The 16,115-nt window shown below is 60.9% G+C and carries 13 protein-coding genes; 3 read left to right on the forward strand and 10 right to left on the reverse strand.

The genetic code is table 11. The features are described 5' to 3' along the window. Positions 1-14 precede the first annotated feature (14 nt). Both FJ972_RS26200 and FJ972_RS26205 read right to left on the reverse strand, forming a co-directional pair. The gene (locus tag FJ972_RS26200; protein WP_140525301.1) at positions 15-1,208 is read right to left on the reverse strand and encodes an extracellular solute-binding protein; all 1,194 of its coding nucleotides are present in this window, start codon (positions 1,206-1,208) and stop codon (positions 15-17) included. Continuing rightward, positions 1,205-2,257, reverse strand: a complete 1,053-nt coding sequence (locus tag FJ972_RS26205; RefSeq protein WP_140525300.1) for an N-acetylglucosamine-6-phosphate deacetylase — start codon at positions 2,255-2,257, stop codon at positions 1,205-1,207. The genes FJ972_RS26200 and FJ972_RS26205 overlap by 4 nt, the downstream gene beginning before the upstream one ends. A 111-nt stretch (positions 2,258-2,368) precedes the next feature. On the opposite strand from FJ972_RS26205, the gene FJ972_RS26210 reads away from it, so the two are divergent. Further along, a complete protein-coding gene (locus FJ972_RS26210; RefSeq protein WP_181165372.1) occupies positions 2,369-3,610 on the forward strand; it encodes an ROK family transcriptional regulator in 1,242 nt (413 codons plus the stop codon). Positions 3,611-3,811: 201 nt separating this feature from the next. Here the strand turns inward: FJ972_RS26210 and FJ972_RS26215 are convergent, their stop codons facing one another. From FJ972_RS26215 to FJ972_RS26240, 6 genes are all read right to left on the reverse strand, one after another. Continuing rightward, the gene (locus FJ972_RS26215; protein ID WP_140525298.1) at positions 3,812-4,264 is read right to left on the reverse strand and encodes a VOC family protein; all 453 of its coding nucleotides are present in this window, start codon (positions 4,262-4,264) and stop codon (positions 3,812-3,814) included. A 64-nt stretch (positions 4,265-4,328) separates the two neighbouring features. After that, complete coding sequence (locus tag FJ972_RS26220; protein WP_140525297.1) at positions 4,329-4,607, reverse strand: hypothetical protein; 279 nt, start codon at positions 4,605-4,607, stop codon at positions 4,329-4,331. Positions 4,608-4,690: 83 nt separating this feature from the next. Then, complete coding sequence (locus FJ972_RS26225) at positions 4,691-5,389, reverse strand: ABC transporter ATP-binding protein (RefSeq protein WP_140513459.1); 699 nt, start codon at positions 5,387-5,389, stop codon at positions 4,691-4,693. Then, positions 5,386-7,221: an ABC transporter permease subunit gene (locus FJ972_RS26230; RefSeq protein WP_140498478.1), complete on the reverse strand. Its 1,836-nt coding sequence runs from the start codon at positions 7,219-7,221 to the stop codon at positions 5,386-5,388. The genes FJ972_RS26225 and FJ972_RS26230 overlap by 4 nt, the downstream gene beginning before the upstream one ends. Before the next feature lie 11 nt (positions 7,222-7,232). Beyond that, on the reverse strand, positions 7,233-8,108 hold the full coding sequence (locus tag FJ972_RS26235) for a branched-chain amino acid ABC transporter permease (RefSeq protein WP_140525296.1): 876 nt from the start codon (positions 8,106-8,108) through the stop codon (positions 7,233-7,235). A gap of 185 nt (positions 8,109-8,293) precedes the next feature. Next, complete coding sequence (locus FJ972_RS26240; protein WP_140513453.1) at positions 8,294-9,646, reverse strand: substrate-binding protein; 1,353 nt, start codon at positions 9,644-9,646, stop codon at positions 8,294-8,296. Between the two features lie 223 nt (positions 9,647-9,869). Between FJ972_RS26240 and FJ972_RS26245 the strand changes: the two genes are divergently transcribed. Together FJ972_RS26245 and FJ972_RS26250 are read left to right on the forward strand one after the other, a co-directional pair. Continuing rightward, complete coding sequence (locus tag FJ972_RS26245; protein WP_140498481.1) at positions 9,870-10,607, forward strand: Crp/Fnr family transcriptional regulator; 738 nt, start codon at positions 9,870-9,872, stop codon at positions 10,605-10,607. 224 nt (positions 10,608-10,831) lie between these two features. After that, a complete protein-coding gene (locus FJ972_RS26250; RefSeq protein ID WP_140498482.1) occupies positions 10,832-11,104 on the forward strand; it encodes a hypothetical protein in 273 nt (90 codons plus the stop codon). A gap of 267 nt (positions 11,105-11,371) precedes the next feature. Here FJ972_RS26250 and FJ972_RS26255 read toward each other — a convergent pair whose 3' ends face one another. Both FJ972_RS26255 and FJ972_RS26260 read right to left on the reverse strand, forming a co-directional pair. Beyond that, the gene (locus tag FJ972_RS26255) at positions 11,372-12,058 is read right to left on the reverse strand and encodes a Crp/Fnr family transcriptional regulator (RefSeq protein ID WP_140525295.1); all 687 of its coding nucleotides are present in this window, start codon (positions 12,056-12,058) and stop codon (positions 11,372-11,374) included. A gap of 47 nt (positions 12,059-12,105) precedes the next feature. Next, positions 12,106-15,858, reverse strand: a complete 3,753-nt coding sequence (locus FJ972_RS26260) for an ATP-binding protein (RefSeq protein ID WP_181173490.1) — start codon at positions 15,856-15,858, stop codon at positions 12,106-12,108. Between the last annotated feature and the right edge of the window lie 257 nt (positions 15,859-16,115).

Genomic DNA, 16,115 nt, shown 5'->3' on the forward strand with positions numbered 1-16,115 from the left:
CCTTTGGCGAAGCATCAGGATTTCTTTGCGCCGACCAATTCGTCCCACTTTCGGAAGGCGGCGATCATCTTTTCCGGCGGCAGCGGCAGTTCGATCGGGTTGTCGGCGATGAGGCTGGCATACTCGTCCCTGCCGAAACGTTTGACGATGTCCTGGCTGTGCTGCGGCGCCATGGAGACAGGCACGTTCTTCACCGCCGGGCCGGGGTAGAGATAGCCCTCATCGTAGGAATAAGCCTGCGCTTCGCGCGTAAGCAAAAATGCCATCAGATCAAGCACCACGGCGAGCTTGTCGTCGGAAATGCCTTTCGGAACGCACATGAAAAAGGCGTCCGAAACCCAATGGAAGCCCTTGAGCGTGCCGATCCTTGCCGATTCCGGCACGATGCCGAGGGCGCGCGGATTGATGTCCCATCCCGTGGTCGAAATGATGATGTCGCGGCTACCTTCCCCGAATTCCTTCATGGTGACGCCGGTGCCCGCGGGATAATAGTCGATATACTGGCCGATCTCTGCCAGATAGGCCCAGGTCTTCTCCCAGCCGTCGACGGGATCCTGCGGATCCTTGTCGCCGAGCAGGTAGGGGAGACCCATCATGAATGTACGGCCGGGGCCGGAATTGGTGGGCCGCGCATACATGAAGCGGCCCGGATGGGCCTTGGCCCAGGCTAGCAGCTCCTCGACCGAGCCGGGAACCTCCTTCACCCGCTCAGGGGCGTATTCGATCAGCGGGCCGGAAGGATAGTAGTTGACGACAACGCCATATCCCGCGCCCTGCTTCTTGTGCAGGGCCAGTGCGGCCGGTTCGTAATTGTCCTCGATTTTGGGAAACTTGTCGTTGAAATCAGGCAGAATCTTGATCCATGTGCCGTTGGCTAGGCCTGCCGCCAGACCGTCGGAGCCGGTCAGCACCATGTCGATATCGACGCGGTTGGCTTCTTGCTGCGCGCGCAGCTTTCCGGCAAGCTCGGTCACCGGCGCCTTGGTGAAGACGATCCGTTCGGTGCGCTCGGGATATTTCTTGGCGTAGTTTTCGAAGGCCGGCTGCGAAAGCGCCAGCGCGCCGCCCACGTCCATCACCGAAATGACGACCGGCGATGCCGCCAATTTGGGTGATTGCGCCCAGGCCCGCGTCGTGTCGGCGAGGAATGTACCGCCAATGCCGCCAAGGATGGTGCGGCGATTCACCTTGAGTTCACGAGCAGTCATGGTTGTCTTCCTTCCCATTTTGTCGTTTGCCGGTCGTATTCGCGTTCTTCTTCTCCGACGCGCGCATGGGTGATGGTCATGTCGGGCGCCCACTCGATCTCGCTGGCGGGCACGCGAAGGCCATGCGCGTCCAGCGCCGGCTGCAGCAGCGCCATCACATTTGCCGAGGCCATATCGACAGCCTGTGCGAAACCGGCGATGCCCCAGCGCACCAGGTTGCGCACGGCGTCGTCCAGTCGCAGCGCCGACCCGGCGAGCCCGACGCCGCCAGGAACGCGGACCGAGCCATCGGCGCGGCTCTCGACCCGCATTCCGGCAAATTCGTAAGATCCGTGCGGCGCACCGGCCGCCGAAACGGCATCGGTAACCAGGACCGACCGGTCCAGCCCTTTTGCCCGGACCAGCGATTTCAACGCGCCTGGCGGAACGTGAATCCCGTCGGCGATGAATGTCGCGGCGAGACGGTCTTCGGCCAGTTGGGCAAACAGGGTATTGTCGAGTTTCGGCAAGGTTTGCGGCAGCCCGTTGCCGAGATGGGTGGAAAGGACAGCGCCAGCCGCCGCGGCCTGCGCCACGAGCTCAAAACCGCAAGCCGAGTGGCCGATCGAAACAAGAATGTTGTGCCGGTTCATGGCCCGTATGAAAGCAATGCCACCTTCCACTTCGGGAGCCAGCGTCGTCAAAAGGATCGGGCGCTTGAGCAGCGACTGCAGACGCTCAATGAGCGCAGGATCCGCAGCGGTCATCGCCGAGGCGGGATGGCATCCGGAATAACCCGGGGCGGGATTGAGGAACGGACCTTCCAGATGATAGCCGGGGCACATGAGGGGACCGAGGCGGCTTTCGGAGACAGCCTTGTCGAGAGCGCTGAACCGCGCCGACAATTCGTCCGGCCTTGCCGTGATGATCGTCGGCAGGCACGCTGTCACGCCGCACGCCAGGAGGGCCTCCAGCGCTTCGTCGAGTTCCGCCGCCGTCAGGGTCCCCGAGTTGAAATCGACGCCGGCGAAGCCATTGACCTGCATGTCGACCAGACCGGGAGTAATCATGTTGCGGCCGATCGCCAAGATTCCTTACGCGGAGAGTACACGGCTTGATACCGCTTGCAAGCCATTTTTGAATAATGTTATCCAAAAATGCGAAAGGAAAAGAATCCGGGCATGTTGACGCTCTACACCGCGGATTTCGAGGACGCCCGCCAACGCGACTGCGCACGCGTCATCGCCAGCCTGCACGAAGGCGGCGGCAAATCCCGCGCCGCACTTGCCGCCGAGTTGGACATGACCTCGATGGCGATCTCGCGCGCCATCGCCGACCTCGTCGGCAGGGGCATCATCGAGCAAAGCGTCGGCCAGGTGAGCGGCCGTGGCCGCCCACCGGCGCAAATCGTTTTGAACCCCGGTTGCGCGGGCGCGACCGTCCTTCTTGTTTCCAGCCAGGAACTGGTTGGCGTCCTTGTCGATTTCCGCGGAAGTGTCCTCGCCCGGCAAACCGCCCATGTTCCGTCCGACGCCGATTCGGCCCGCATGACCGCGACGATGCGTGACCTTGTCGCCGGTCTGCTCGGCAGCTGCCCGTCTGGCATGCGTCATGTCGGAACGTCCGTTGCCGTTTCCGGCATCGTGGACGTGAAGACCCGGACGTGGATATTGACCTCGCGATGGCCGAACGTTCGCGATTTCGACGTCGGCAAGGCGCTCGATGGCATCACGCCGCGCGTGTTCCTGTTTCGCCAACTGGATGTCGAATTGAGCGCCCGATACGCCGTGCCGGGCATGGAACGACTGGAAGGCGCCTTCATTCTTCATTGGGGTTGGGGCATCGGCCTGGCCTATCGCGGCAGCGACGATGCGCCGATGCGCCAGGGCGGCCCCTTCGGCGAAATCGGCCATTGGCGTTTCAACGTGCTCAAGGATCGCCCCTGCGGATGCGGCAACCGGGGCTGTCTCGAAACAGCAGCTTCGCTGTCAGCCCTGTTGCCGGTCATACGGGAGATATATCCGTGGGCTTCAGGGGAGGAGGAACTCCTCTCCAGCCAAATCGAGACGATGGAGCTGACGGATATTCCCGAAATCCGGGTCGCCGTCGATCTTATGGCGCGCGCGCTGGGTAACGCCTGCAGGCTGCTTTTCCCCGAGAAGGTGTTCATCACCGGCCCGTTTACCTGCAATGCCGGACTCTACGAACTTCTACGCTCCCGCTTCGAGGCGGAAGGATTGATCGGCACCTTGCGCCTGCCGACCCTGATCTCCGATCGCTCCAGCCTGGACTACGTCGTCCAAGGCGCCGCGCAACCGCTTCATGAAATCGCCGTTTGCGTGCTGCTCGGCACGCCGCAGGGGAAACCGAATGGCGCAGGGCGGAGCCGGCGGAATGGAAAGCGGCAAAGGCCGATGCCCTGACGCGAAGCATCTGAATGATTGACGCTGCGGGTTCAGAGATCCGGGAGCAATCTCGATGCCCCACACCTCTCACGTCCTGTGGAGAATGCTGCGACGCCGCTCGGGCGAAGCTCACTGCCTCGCGGAGGTTTTCGAGCCGGTTCTCACTAACGAGCCGCACAGCGAACAGCCGCATTTAGCATGTCGCCAGCGTTTTCTTCTTTAGGCCAGGAGCGCATTCCCGCGCCGTTCCATCTCTGCCGGATCGAGGTCCCCCCTCCACGACAGGAGCACCCAGACGTGGCCGAAGGGATCGCGCACGGTGGCGGAACTGGCGCCATAGAACATATTCGTGGGTGGCTGGATCTCTTCCGCGCCAGCCTTGACCGCGCGCCGCAGCAAGGTCGCGTTATCATCAGTGAAGATGTGAAGGCCAGCTGTGCAGCGACCAAGTGTCCGCGGCTCGCCGTATAGTCTCTCGTCCGGATCCCCGATCATGATCACGGCTCCGCAGATCAAAATCTCGGCGTGCATGATTTTGCCGCCTGGGTGGGCAATTCGGAACAATTCCATCGCTCCGAATGCCCGCTCGTAGAACGCGATCCCATCCGACGCCCCGTCGACGTAGATATGAGGGACAATCGCATTTCGATATCTCTCCGGTCGTTCAGTCATCTCGGTGTCCTCGCGCCAAATATCAGAGCGCTCGTTTGCGGTGCACAAGCCGGCGAAACACTCTTTACAAGACCCGGCGGAAGGCTCGCCTCAGTTCGCCCACCGCACCGCCGGAGACCATCAACCGTGCGTCGACCCGATCCGTTCCGGGTTCCACGCGATCATCTGCTCGATTGCCGCCGAAGCCGGCGCCGGCTCGACTTGAAATTCCTCGAAAATCGAACGGTGCCTCTCTTTTCCAACACGGCAGGTCGGCAAAAATCCAGGCCGACTCCAACCTGGAGACTGTCCTGATATTTCCGGCGATCAGCGGCTGGCGCCAGAAGGCGATACGGTCCTGCAAGCGATGGCCTGGATAGTCGCCGGCATGAAGCACGGATGGCCGAAGGCGGTCGGAAGTCGAACGCCGTCCGCGGCTGCTCGCCCCTAGACGCCGAGATGATGCTGCAGCAGCCCCGGCTGTGTCTTGAGCTCGGCGGCCGGGCCCTCGTGGGCGATATGGCCGTTATTGATGATATAAACGCGGCTCGCGAGCGCCAGCGTCGCGGCGATGTTCTGTTCCACCAGCACGATTGTCTGCCCTGCCTGGGCCAGTTCGCGGCAGGCGCGCACCAGATCGTGCACAATGACTGGAGCAAGTCCTTCGAAGGGTTCATCAAGCAGAAGGATCTTCGGGTTGCGCACCAATGCACGGGCTATGGCCAACATCTGCTGTTCGCCACCCGAGAGATCCGTGCCCCGGCTGGTGCGCCGTTCCTTCAGCCGTGGGAACATCGTGTAGATACGTTCCAGCGGCCAGCGGTCGTCGGCGGTCAATCCGGCCAGAATGATGTTTTCCTCGACGCTCAGGCTGCCGAAGATGCGCCGATTCTCGTGCACGAGCTGCATGCCTTCCCGAGCGATGCTGTGCGCCTTCCTGCCAACCAGCTCAACCCCGTCGAGCTCAACCGAGCCGGCTCGTGGCGTCACCACGCCCATCAGGCTCTTCAGCGTCGTCGACTTGCCCGCGCCGTTGCGCCCGAGCAGCGCCACGACCTCGTTTTTCTCGACCCTCAATGAGACGTCGAACAGAATGTGACTGTCGCCATAATAGCTGTTCAACGCCCTGACTTCGAGCAGGCTCATGCCACCTCTCCATGTACCCCGCCGAGGTAGGCTTCCTGCACCTTTGCGTTGGTCTTGATCTCAGCGGGCATGCCTTCGACCAGTACCCTGCCCTCCTGCAGGACGGTCACTTTCTCGACCAGCTCGAAGAGCGAATCCATGTCGTGGTCGATGATGATCATCGTGCGTCCACGCGCGATTGACTTGAGCAGCGCCACGGTCTCGACGCGCTCGCGCGGGCTCATGCCGGCAAGCGGCTCGTCAAGCAGGAGCAGGCTCGGCGACGTCGCCAGCGCAAGGCCGATTTCCAGCCGCCGCTTCTCGCCATAGGCCAGTTCCGAAACGGGCCGATCGAGCCGCGCCGTAAGGTTCACCAGCGCCGCCGTTCGCTCGACCTGCTCATTGAGACCGGGAACGCTGTGGATACTCTTGAACAGGTCAAGCCGGAACTTTCCACGCGCCTCGCCCAGCGCGGCAATCATCAGGTTCCGCCGCACCGTCAGGCGGTCGAACAGCTGGTTGATCTGGTAGCTCTTGGTGAGCCCGAGCTGGCACACCTCGGACACGCCCATGCCCGTAATGTCGCGGCCGGCCAGCATGATGCGGCCGGAGGTCGGCGCGATCTCGCAGGTGAGCATCTTGAAGAACGTGGTCTTGCCCGCGCCGTTGGGTCCAATGATGCCCCGTATCTCCCCATGATCGACACTGAAGTCGATGTTGCTGTTGGCTGTGATGCCGCCATAGCGTTTGGTTAGGCCCTGCACCTGCAGGATCGGTCCGGATGCTGGCGCAGTGCCATGCCGGCGCGCCGGCATCGGTTCGACGACCGTCACGACGTGCGGCGCACTCTCGACCGCGGTATTGGCCCGTTCGATGCGCTTGCGGCCGCCGGTCAACCCATAGAGATCGACGATCGCACCGACGATGCCGCGCCGCAGGAAGCAGACCAGCAGCACGAAAACGATGCCGAGCACCAACTTCCATGTGGCGCCGAGATGCAATGTGTTCTGGAAAAAGTCGCTCAGATACAGCCACACCGTCGCGCCCACCAGCGGCCCGAACAGTGTGCCAGCACCGCCGATCGCCGTCTGCATCACGACCTGGCCGGACGTGTCGAACATGAAAGCGTCCGGCGGCATGAAGCCCTGCATGACGCCCAACAGGCCGCCGGCAAAGCCGGCATAGATCGCCGCAATCACGAAGGCCGTGAGCTTGTAGCCGTGTATGTCGTGGCCAAGCGCCGCGGCGCGGAGCGGATTGTCGCGGATTGCCGAAAGGATCGCGCCAACCGGCGAGCGTACGATGCGAAGTGCGACGACAATGCCCACGAAATACCAGAACGCCAGGAAGGTATACATCGTCCAGTCGGTGTTGAATTCGAGTACCGTGAAGCCGAGGTTGACGACCGGGGTTGGCACGCCAGGCAAGCCGTTCTCGCCGCCTGTGAATGCCGAGAGCGGATTGAACTCGACAAAGAAGAAGACTTCGGCGATCGCCACCGTGATCATGGCGAAATAGATGCCGGTGCGTCTCAGGGCGATCAGGCCGATCACATAGCCGACGACACCCGACACGACGGCGCCCATGACGATGGCAGCCATGACATAGGAGAAGCCGGTTTCAGTCAGGAGATAGGCGGCGAACATCCCGCCAGTACCGTAGAAGGCCGACTGGCCGAAGGACAGCAATCCCGTGTAGCCGAACAGGATGTCGAAGCCGATCCCGAACAGGCCCCATATAAGGATACGATTGATCGTGCTGGGCGAAAAGCCGAGATGGGGCAGCACGAACGGCGCCAGGACGAGCGCCAGCGCCGTCAGAAGCTCGACAAGGAAGGGATGTTTGATGTTCATGGCGACCGCATCTACTCGCGCCCTGCCGTGCCGAGCAGCCCGTGCGGGCGAAGCACCAGCACCAGAGTCATCGCCACGAACAGCATGACATAGGAATAACCGGGATTGAACATCGAGGTGATGCTGATGATTTCGCCGGCGATGAGGCCGCCGAGGATCGCGCCCGGAAAGGAACCGACGCCGCCGATCACCACGACCACGAAGGTCTGGACCAGTATGGCTTCCCCGACATCGGGCGCGATCGACACCACGGGTGCATTGACAATGCCGGCGAAGCCGGCCGCCATGGCTCCGATGCCGAAGACGAGCATGAAGATCTTGTAGACGTCGATTCCAAGCGAATCGACCATTACCGAATCCTCGATGCCTGCTCGCACGATCATCCCGATGCGGGTGCGATAGAGCACGACATAGAGCATCAGCAGAGCCAGGGCGACGATGCCGAGGAGCGCCAATCGGTAGGTGGGATAGACCATGAAGCCCAGATGGGTGATGCCGACCAGCGAGGCGGGCGGCGGCACCGTGCGCGAGAGGCTGCCGAAGAAGAAGCGGATCGTCTCGACGAAAACGATGCCGAGCCCGAACGTAACGAGAAGCTGGTCCTCAAGCGGCCGCATGTAGAAATGGCGAATGATCAGCCGCTCGATCAACACGCCGATGATCATCACGAACAGCGATCCGGCCGCCACCGCGGCGAGGAATGAACCTGTGTAGGTGTAGGCGAGCCAGCCGGCATAGCCTCCGAGCATGAACATCGCGCCATGGGCAAGGTTCAGGACGCCGAGCGTCCCGTAGATGATGGTCAGCCCGGAGGAGATCAGCGCCAGAAGCGCGCCGAGCACGAGCCCATTGAAGCACTGCGAGATGAAATTTGCCCAGTTGATCACTCTGTGCCCACCTTAATCATGAAAAATATGCCCTGCCCTCGCGCCAGCAAGGGTTTGGTTGACAAGTCGCGAACAATCGACATTCCACCGACCGCCGGGAGACGAACCGTCTGAGTCCAGCCAGAGCCAGTCCCGGTGCGAGCGCCTTCTCCACCCGTGGCGGGCGGAGAAGGCGCTGCGGGATATCAGGTGTAGCTGCCCAGGTTGCAGCCGAACTCGTCAGGCTTCTGCATCAGCGGCGCGCCATCGACCACCTCGACCACGTTCCAGTAGTCGTCGTCGCTCTTCATGTCCTTGGGGTCCTTACCCTGGACGAGTACGACCGGTCGCACGCACTGATGGTCTTCCGGCCGATAGTGAACGTCGCCGACGAGTGAAGGGATGGTCTCACCCTTCTCGTATTGCTTGATGACGTCCGGCGGATAGAAGCTACCGGCCTGCGACACCATGCGCGCCCAATGAGCGAAGCTGACATAGGCATTTTCGGCGCCCCATTCCGGCCGATAACCGAACTTTTTCTGGAACGCGTCCACGAACTGCTTGGCGAGCGGATACTTGTCCTGCAGGGTCCACCAGAAATCGGTAGCGGCAAAAACGCCGGCTGTCAGTTCGGGGCCTACTTCCTTGGCAAGGAAGGGGATCTGGTAGGGGATGACCATCTTCATGCTCGGAGTCAGGCCGAACTGCTTGGCCTGCTGGATCGACAGCACCGCGTCGCGGCCCCAGTTGACGTTGACAATGAATTCGGCGCCCGAATTGGCGATGTTGGTCAGATACTGGCTGAAATCCTGGGTGCCTAGCGGCGAGACCTGGTCCGTCACCATCTCCCATCCACCCTGAGAGGTCAGGTAGTCGTTCACCGACTTGGTGACGGTGTGACCGTAAGTGTAGTCCGGCGTCATGAATGCCGCCTTCTTTCCCTTTCCGTAGGTCTTCAGAAGGATCGGGCCGATCGCGTTGGCTGCGGTCTGGCCGTAGAAGTTCTGGCGGAAGCCGTAGCGGACACAGTCCTTGCCTGTTGTGTCGTTTGAGCCGGAGATGCCCGCGACGTAGAGGATCTTCTCGCGCTGCGCGAATTTGTTGAGCGCAACCGCGACCGCCGATGAAGTCGAGCCAGTCATCAGGATGATGTTGTTTTGGTGGATGAAATTCTGCTCGAGCTCGACGGCCTGGTTCGGCTTGGCCGCGCTGTCGGCGGACAACAGCTCGACCTTCTTGCCGAGCAACCCCTTGTCGACTTTCGGCGCCAACGCCTTCATCAACTCATGGCCGTTGTTGATGTGGTCGACCGCCAGCTGCCAGCCCTTAAGTTCATCAGCACCCTGCACGGCATAGGCACCGGTGAGGGGCACCGCGGCTCCGATGTAGACGGTGTCGCCCGCCGACCCGGCCGGCCAGGTGCCTATCGCGGGCTTGTCGTCGGCTGCAAAAGCCGCAAAGCTGGATAAGGGCAGAACGGCACTACTGAGAAGACCTGCGCCCGCGTGCAGCATGGTGCGGCGGGATATATTGGAAGTATTTTGATCGTCGAGCGGCATCAGCTGTTCCTCCTTAGCGTGGAGCCGTCGGACGGCTCTCATTTGTTGTTCCCGCAAACCGGTTTTTTCCAGCGAAACGCTGAAAATGGCCTATTTGCATGGGCATTCGCAGTGGCGTAGGCCTGCCAGTCAATACAACTTTCGTTTGATAATTCTGTTCATTGATCTGGATTAATAAGCATAGGAAAGTTTCGTTGAAGGTCATGAACATTTGGAGCATGGCATGCCGCTGACCGGCCACCCGATCGTGACCCGACTGACACGTGCAATGAAGCTGGATTCGCTAGACATCAAACGTCTTGAGGCAATCTTCGAGCGCGATCTTACCATTCGGAAACGGGAGGAACTCGTCGTTCACGGCTCCGAGTTCCGAAACCTGTGCTTTGTTAAAGACGGCTACGCGATCCGCTACAGGTTGCTGCGCAGCGGCAGGCGGCAAATCCTGAAGCTCATCCTGCCCGGTGATGTCATTGGATTCCCGGTCAGCTTTTTCGATCGATCCACTTGTTCGGTCGTTGCCGTGAGCGAACTGACCTACGCCGTCTGCTCGTTCGACGCGTACATTCGTCTCTGCTACGAGCAGCCCCAATTCGGTCTGGTGTTAAGTTGGCTCGCCGCCCAAGAGGCAGCGACTTATGCGGAACACATCGTCAATCTAGGTCGGCGCACTCCGATTGAAAGGTTGGCGCACCTTTTGCTGGAGATTCACGCGCGTCTCCTGGAAGTCGAACGCGCCGACGAAGCAAGTTTCGATCTGCCGTTTTCACAGGAAATCATGGCGGACGCGCTCGGGTTGAGCGTGCCCCATCTCAATCGCATCATTCAGCAATTGCGCGCCGAACAGCTTATCACCAGCAACGCGCGCTTCATCGACTTGACTGATCTTGCGGGCCTTCGAAGACTGGCTCAGTACCAGCCGATGTCCCTCGTTCCGATCCCGGTGCTGAAGCAGCGGGAATGAAAAGCGTCCCGTCGATCATATTAGCACCCTGCGTGAATTCCTTCACATACAAATCTCACCCGCGGCGTACAAGAGATGACAGAGCAGGCAATTTAGTCTCTCTTTCGGACAGATCATAAAGAAAATAGCAAAGATCAAGCCCGAAGAGGAAGTTGGTTTTTAAACTAAGCCAATTTCGTTCTCATCACGAATTTTGTGATGCCATCAACCAAAGGGAGAGAAACATGTATAAGATCATTACAGCTGCGTCTGCATTCTTCATCCTCACGGTGCCTTCGTTCGCGATCGACTCGACCTTCGTCCACAGTCTGCGAGCCGACAATGGTGACTTCGAAGCCCCGGGTGACTTGAAGGGTCAACATTCATTGGCTTCAGAAGAAGCGGTGTATGGCTTCCCGACCGGGTCGATCGGATTGCCTGGTGGCGCTTCGAACTCCAAGTGCATGGGGGTCAGCCCACACCAGTACGATCCTGTCAGCCCGGACTGCCGGAATTGATCCAGATAAGAGCGGTGGCTAGCGCCACCGCTCTGCCTCCTTGAGCGGGTACCGACTGACCGACGGACTATTAAGAAAAGCCCGACCATAGATCGCGCGACAGCCGTGGCAGGTCCAATCGCCTGGGACGGCGTCAGGATGCTGAACGGAGGTTCCCAGTTCGTCACCACGACAGGTGGAGGACTATCCCTTCATGCCGATCCGGTCTTCGTTGCGCAATCTAATTTCGCGGCTCTGATGCACGCGCGCCGATTGCGAATGGCGACATCAGTCATCGTCCTGTGACTCGGCGATGTGACGAAGCGCACCGGCGTTCCTTATGCGCAGGCCACCACGCTTGATTGCGATGATCGAACGGTTGCGCCAATCGTTAAGTGTCTTGTTGACGGACTCGCGCGTGGCGCCCAGGAACTCCCCCAGTTCGGACTGGGAGATCGGTATCCAACCTGAGCCATCCGCCATAACGCCGGCCAAAAAGACCAGTCGTTTTGCCAGCCTGGCCTCAATGCCGAAGAAAGCCTGATCGCCAAGTTCGCCGCTGACCCAACGCAGCCGTGCGCACAAAAGCTCAATCATGGCGCGTGCCAGAGGTGGGTTTTTTTCGATGCGATCGAAGAGCTGCTTCCGACCGAGCGAGGCCAGATCGCAAACGGTCAGGCAAGTGGCGGTTGCGGTGCGCGGGCGCCCGTCGAGCGCGCCGATCTCTCCGACCAAGCTGTGCGAAAGCTCGATATTGGCCACCAGCTTCCGGCCTCCCGGCGAATACATCGAGATCTCCACCGTCCCGCTCATCACCCCGTAAATACGATCGGATGGATCTTCCTGGACGAAGAGAATCTGGCCCGCCGCGTGGCGTTCAACCTTGCAGCCGCCGAAAAGAAGATCGAACAGGCGCGGATCGATCCGTGCAAGGCGCGGGAGATCATTTCTTTCGTTCGCGCCGCCAAAAGCCATGTCGCCCCCAAGTTGCCGATCGGATAACTCCAACGCAGGAGAGTATCTTAGATCTTGTCTTGCCGGCGCCTCAGCTCGGCCGCAATGATCGACTGATCCCTGCGTAACGAGAGGCGCCGCGCAGCCGCGAGTGCTTGCCGCCAAGTAGAGACGGCGCGGTCACCGCGCCCGTCCAGCCAATGGGCCACGCCGACCCACAGCCCATACTGAGCAGTGCCGACAGGAAACGCGCGGCGGTAACGCTTGAGCTCATGCAGCGCTTGGCGCTCCCAGTGGCGCCACTGGTCGTACTCGCGCGAGAGGCCTACCTCCCTGCCGCGCAGAAGCACTTCGCACACGCCGGCAATGCCGGGCAGTGTGCTGTGCACAGTCGGGCGACGCATCTCGCGCAGCAGGCGTAGCGTCTCGACCACAGCCCGAAGGCTCTCAGCATGGAGCCCGACCCGTGCAAGCGCGAGCGCAAGCGACCCTTTGGCGGAGACCAAGTCGGCGAGATCGGCGGATCCGACCATAGCGGACGTGGTCAGCCGAAGGATGTCGACCGCTTCACGGGGGCTATCCGTGTGGAGCACACACAACGACTTGCATCGGAGCGCCCAAATCTCTTGCTGGAGGTTTCCGCTGTTCTGCGCGCGGGAGAGCAGCGCCTGGGCGGTGTACTCCAGCGCACCCGATTCACCGCGGTAGTACATTGACCAGAAGCGCATGGCCTGGGCGTTGCACCAACTTAGTTGATCGCCCGCCTTTAGACACAGCTCTTGAGACTGATCCAGACGACGATCTACCATCAGCCAGTCGCAGCGGCCGATGCGCCAGAGCGCATCGAGATTACACAGGTGGGCATGGACCGCTGGATCGGCGAGCGCAGTCACCACCCGTTCTGCCCTTGCCATGAAGTAGTTGCAAGCGCGCCGGCGCCCCAGAATTCCCAGCCCGCATGCCAGTTGGGCGGACGCGATCACCATCTCCATGGTGAGCCCCGTGCGCTCCGCATGGGCGACAGCCGCGACGGTGTGGGAAAACGCTCGCGAAAAGCGAAGCTCGAAATAGTCCACGACCGCCGCCTGGTTAAGGCAGCGAGCTAGTTCTCGCTCCCAGGAGTCCAGCACACCACCCTGAGTTGACCATAGCGAAGGAGGGAACACTTGTTGGAACGCGAGCCGCATTCCACCCCCAAGCAGCCGCATCAAAAGGGCTGCCGAGGAACGTGGAACCGGCGTGCCCGCCAAGGTGAGGGCGCGCCTCACCGAAATGCCCTGAGCATGGAGGTCGCCACGACTGTAATGGGCCTCGCCGAGCTGCCTGCGCCAACGCACCGACTGAAGTCTTTGCTCAGCACTCCAAGGCTGCTTCGACTCGTATCTCAAGCAGATTTCCAGAAACGCCTCGACCTCTCGAAACGCACCGACCTGCAGCGCCTTGATTGCTGCCAAATTGGCATATCCAACTGCCTTGAAATTGTTTCCGGCGGCCTCAAAATGCTGAACGAGGGCCGCGACATCCGCGCCCATGGCGGCCGACTGGCTCGACTCGATCCAAGCGGCCAGAGCTGCATGAAGTCGCTGTCGCACTTCACTGGGAATTGAGCCATAAACGACGTCTCGGATTTGATCATGACGGAACTCGTAGTTCCCTGATCCAGTGCCCTGACGCACGAGATGCGCCGCCACGAGCGACTCGACAGCTGCACCCACACCGTCGTGATCCAACTCGCCCTCGAGCAACGTCGCCAGGGCCTCGCCGGTAAATGAACGCCCGATCACGGCCGCAGCCCTGAGAACGTGCTGGACTGAGGTCTCCAATCGATCAACGCGCTCCCGAATGACCCGATCGACACCTTCGAAATATCGAAGGCTCTCGAGCGGGCGGATCGGACACCACAAACCATCGCGTATGGCGATGAGCCCCTGGCTCTTTAATGTCAGCGCTATCTCCTCGGCGAAAAACGGATTGCCACCGGCTAAGGCCGAGACCCGGCGCGCCAGTTCGCCATGTGGGGGCACATCCCCGAGCGTGCGGGCGACCAGTTCGCAAATCGACGCCTCGCTGAGTTCCTCAAGATCCAGGATACGACACAGGCGCGCGGGATCGTCAGGTTCCGTTCCGGATGTATTCCTTCTTGTGGCCTCGGCTCGCCTTCGTAGGTTTTTTAACTCCTCCGGAACTTCGTCCGAGCGTACGCACAGGACCAGAAGCAACGAGGACAGAGATGAGAGAACCCACTCGACGAGGCGCCACGATGCCGAATCCAGCCACTGACTGTCCTCCAGGACCAATGCCAACGGGCGCGGTGCCAAGTTATCCATGAGATCACCCAAAAGACGCATGGTGGCATCAGCGCGATGAGGTCCCTCCAGATGTCGCGTCCCGTCGTTTTGGGGAATTTCGATGCTCAGAACATCACCTAGCAAGGGCAGTCGCCCAACGAGCGACGAGTTGCCTTGAACCCGTTGTGTGACGACATCAAGCACCGCAAATCCATCGCTGTCGGACGGTAGGCCGAGAAGGGACACAAGCACCCGCCGCCATGGCAGGAGCGATGTCCGGCGATCGTCACGTTCGGCGCGCGCGGTCAAAACCTCGATTGCGGTTGAGCGCAGTTCGTCCGTGAAAGCTCTGATCAAAGCGGTTTTTCCAATGCCCGACTCACCCAAGACAACGAGCAAACGCCTGCCTCCACGGCGGGTCTCCTCGAACGTACGTTTCAGGAACTCCAGCTCGCTCTGCCGACCAATCAGCGGACTAAGAGGTTGGACCGGGGCGCGCGGATCCATGGGACAAAATACCGTTGCCATGTCCCCAAGTCCGTCCAGTTGCAACGTGCCGTGTTCTTCGAACCAAAACGCCGTCCGGCTGGCTCGCTCTGTTGGTGCATCGCAGAGAACGTTTGCCGATGCCGCCGTCATAAGCCGCGCCGCCCGATTCACGGGCGCGCCGATCACCATCAGCTGGCGCCGGCGTGCGCTTCCGACAACACTAAAAAGCGCATCGCCGGTAGCCACGCCCATCGACGCGGAGAGGCCCAAGCGTTGGGCCGTCAGACGGATCGCGCGAGCAGCATCGACGGCACGGCAAGGATCGTCGCGGTGGAAACTGCCTCGCGCTCCGAACGTCGCAAAGAAAATCAGACCTTTGTCGTCGAAGAGCAACTCGCCGGCCGGCCCACCGCGCGAACGCAGATCCTCCTGGAGGGTCGCGCATAGCAATTGATAGCGCGCAAGCGCCTGAGGTTGACGATGGTCAAGTCCGGCAATTCGCGCGAAAAGGGCGGTGATCGGCCTAATCTCCGCCAGGGCGTCTAAGCGGGCGGTCGTTGGACGATCTTCTTCGGAACGGATGGCAACGGCGCTGTCCGCGGCAACTGAGCGCAAGTCGGCTTCGGACAGCAGGTCCCTGAGCTGCAAAGGCAAAAACCTTGCCAGCCAGCCCGGAGGCGGAGAAGCCAGCGTAGGCCGACTGCGCCGCGATTGAGACGGCTGCGCAAGGGCCAAGTTGGCTTTGTCGGAAAGTACATATTCCCATTGGCGCGCAGCCGCTTGGGACTGAGCGGCCTGCATGATGGCATCTCCGCCTGCAAAGAGAGTCCAGACCGGCTGACCGCCTAAAGCCGCCGCCCAGAGGGCCCCCGCCCCTACTCCAACATGCAGCGCGGGTGCGATTTCAGCTGTTCCGTCCTCCAAACGCTCGTTCTGGCCGCCGCAGATTGCCTTGGCACAGGCTGTCGCCGCTCGCACCGCGCTTTCAAGTCCGCGGACATCCGCCGACCAGTAGGCTAGCAGTTCGTCGCCGGCGAGGTACAAAATCTCGCCTCCACGATTGTATACTTGCTCTACGCATCGCGCGTAGGAGTGACTAAGCAGGCTCGGGATTCTTTCAAGTCCTTCTTGCCCCCGTCGTGCTAGTTGCTCGACCAAGGCCGTGTATCTGGACACATCGACAAACACCACTGCAGCCTGGAATTCGACGGCTACTGGGCCATCCGCTCGAAGTGCGTGAATTCTACCGAGTAATTCCAGCGGCAGAAAACTCTCAAGTAGCTCGCAAGTACCCTCCATGG

Source organism: Mesorhizobium sp. B2-1-1 (genome assembly GCF_006442975.2).
Classification (GTDB): Bacteria; Pseudomonadota; Alphaproteobacteria; order Rhizobiales; family Rhizobiaceae; genus Mesorhizobium.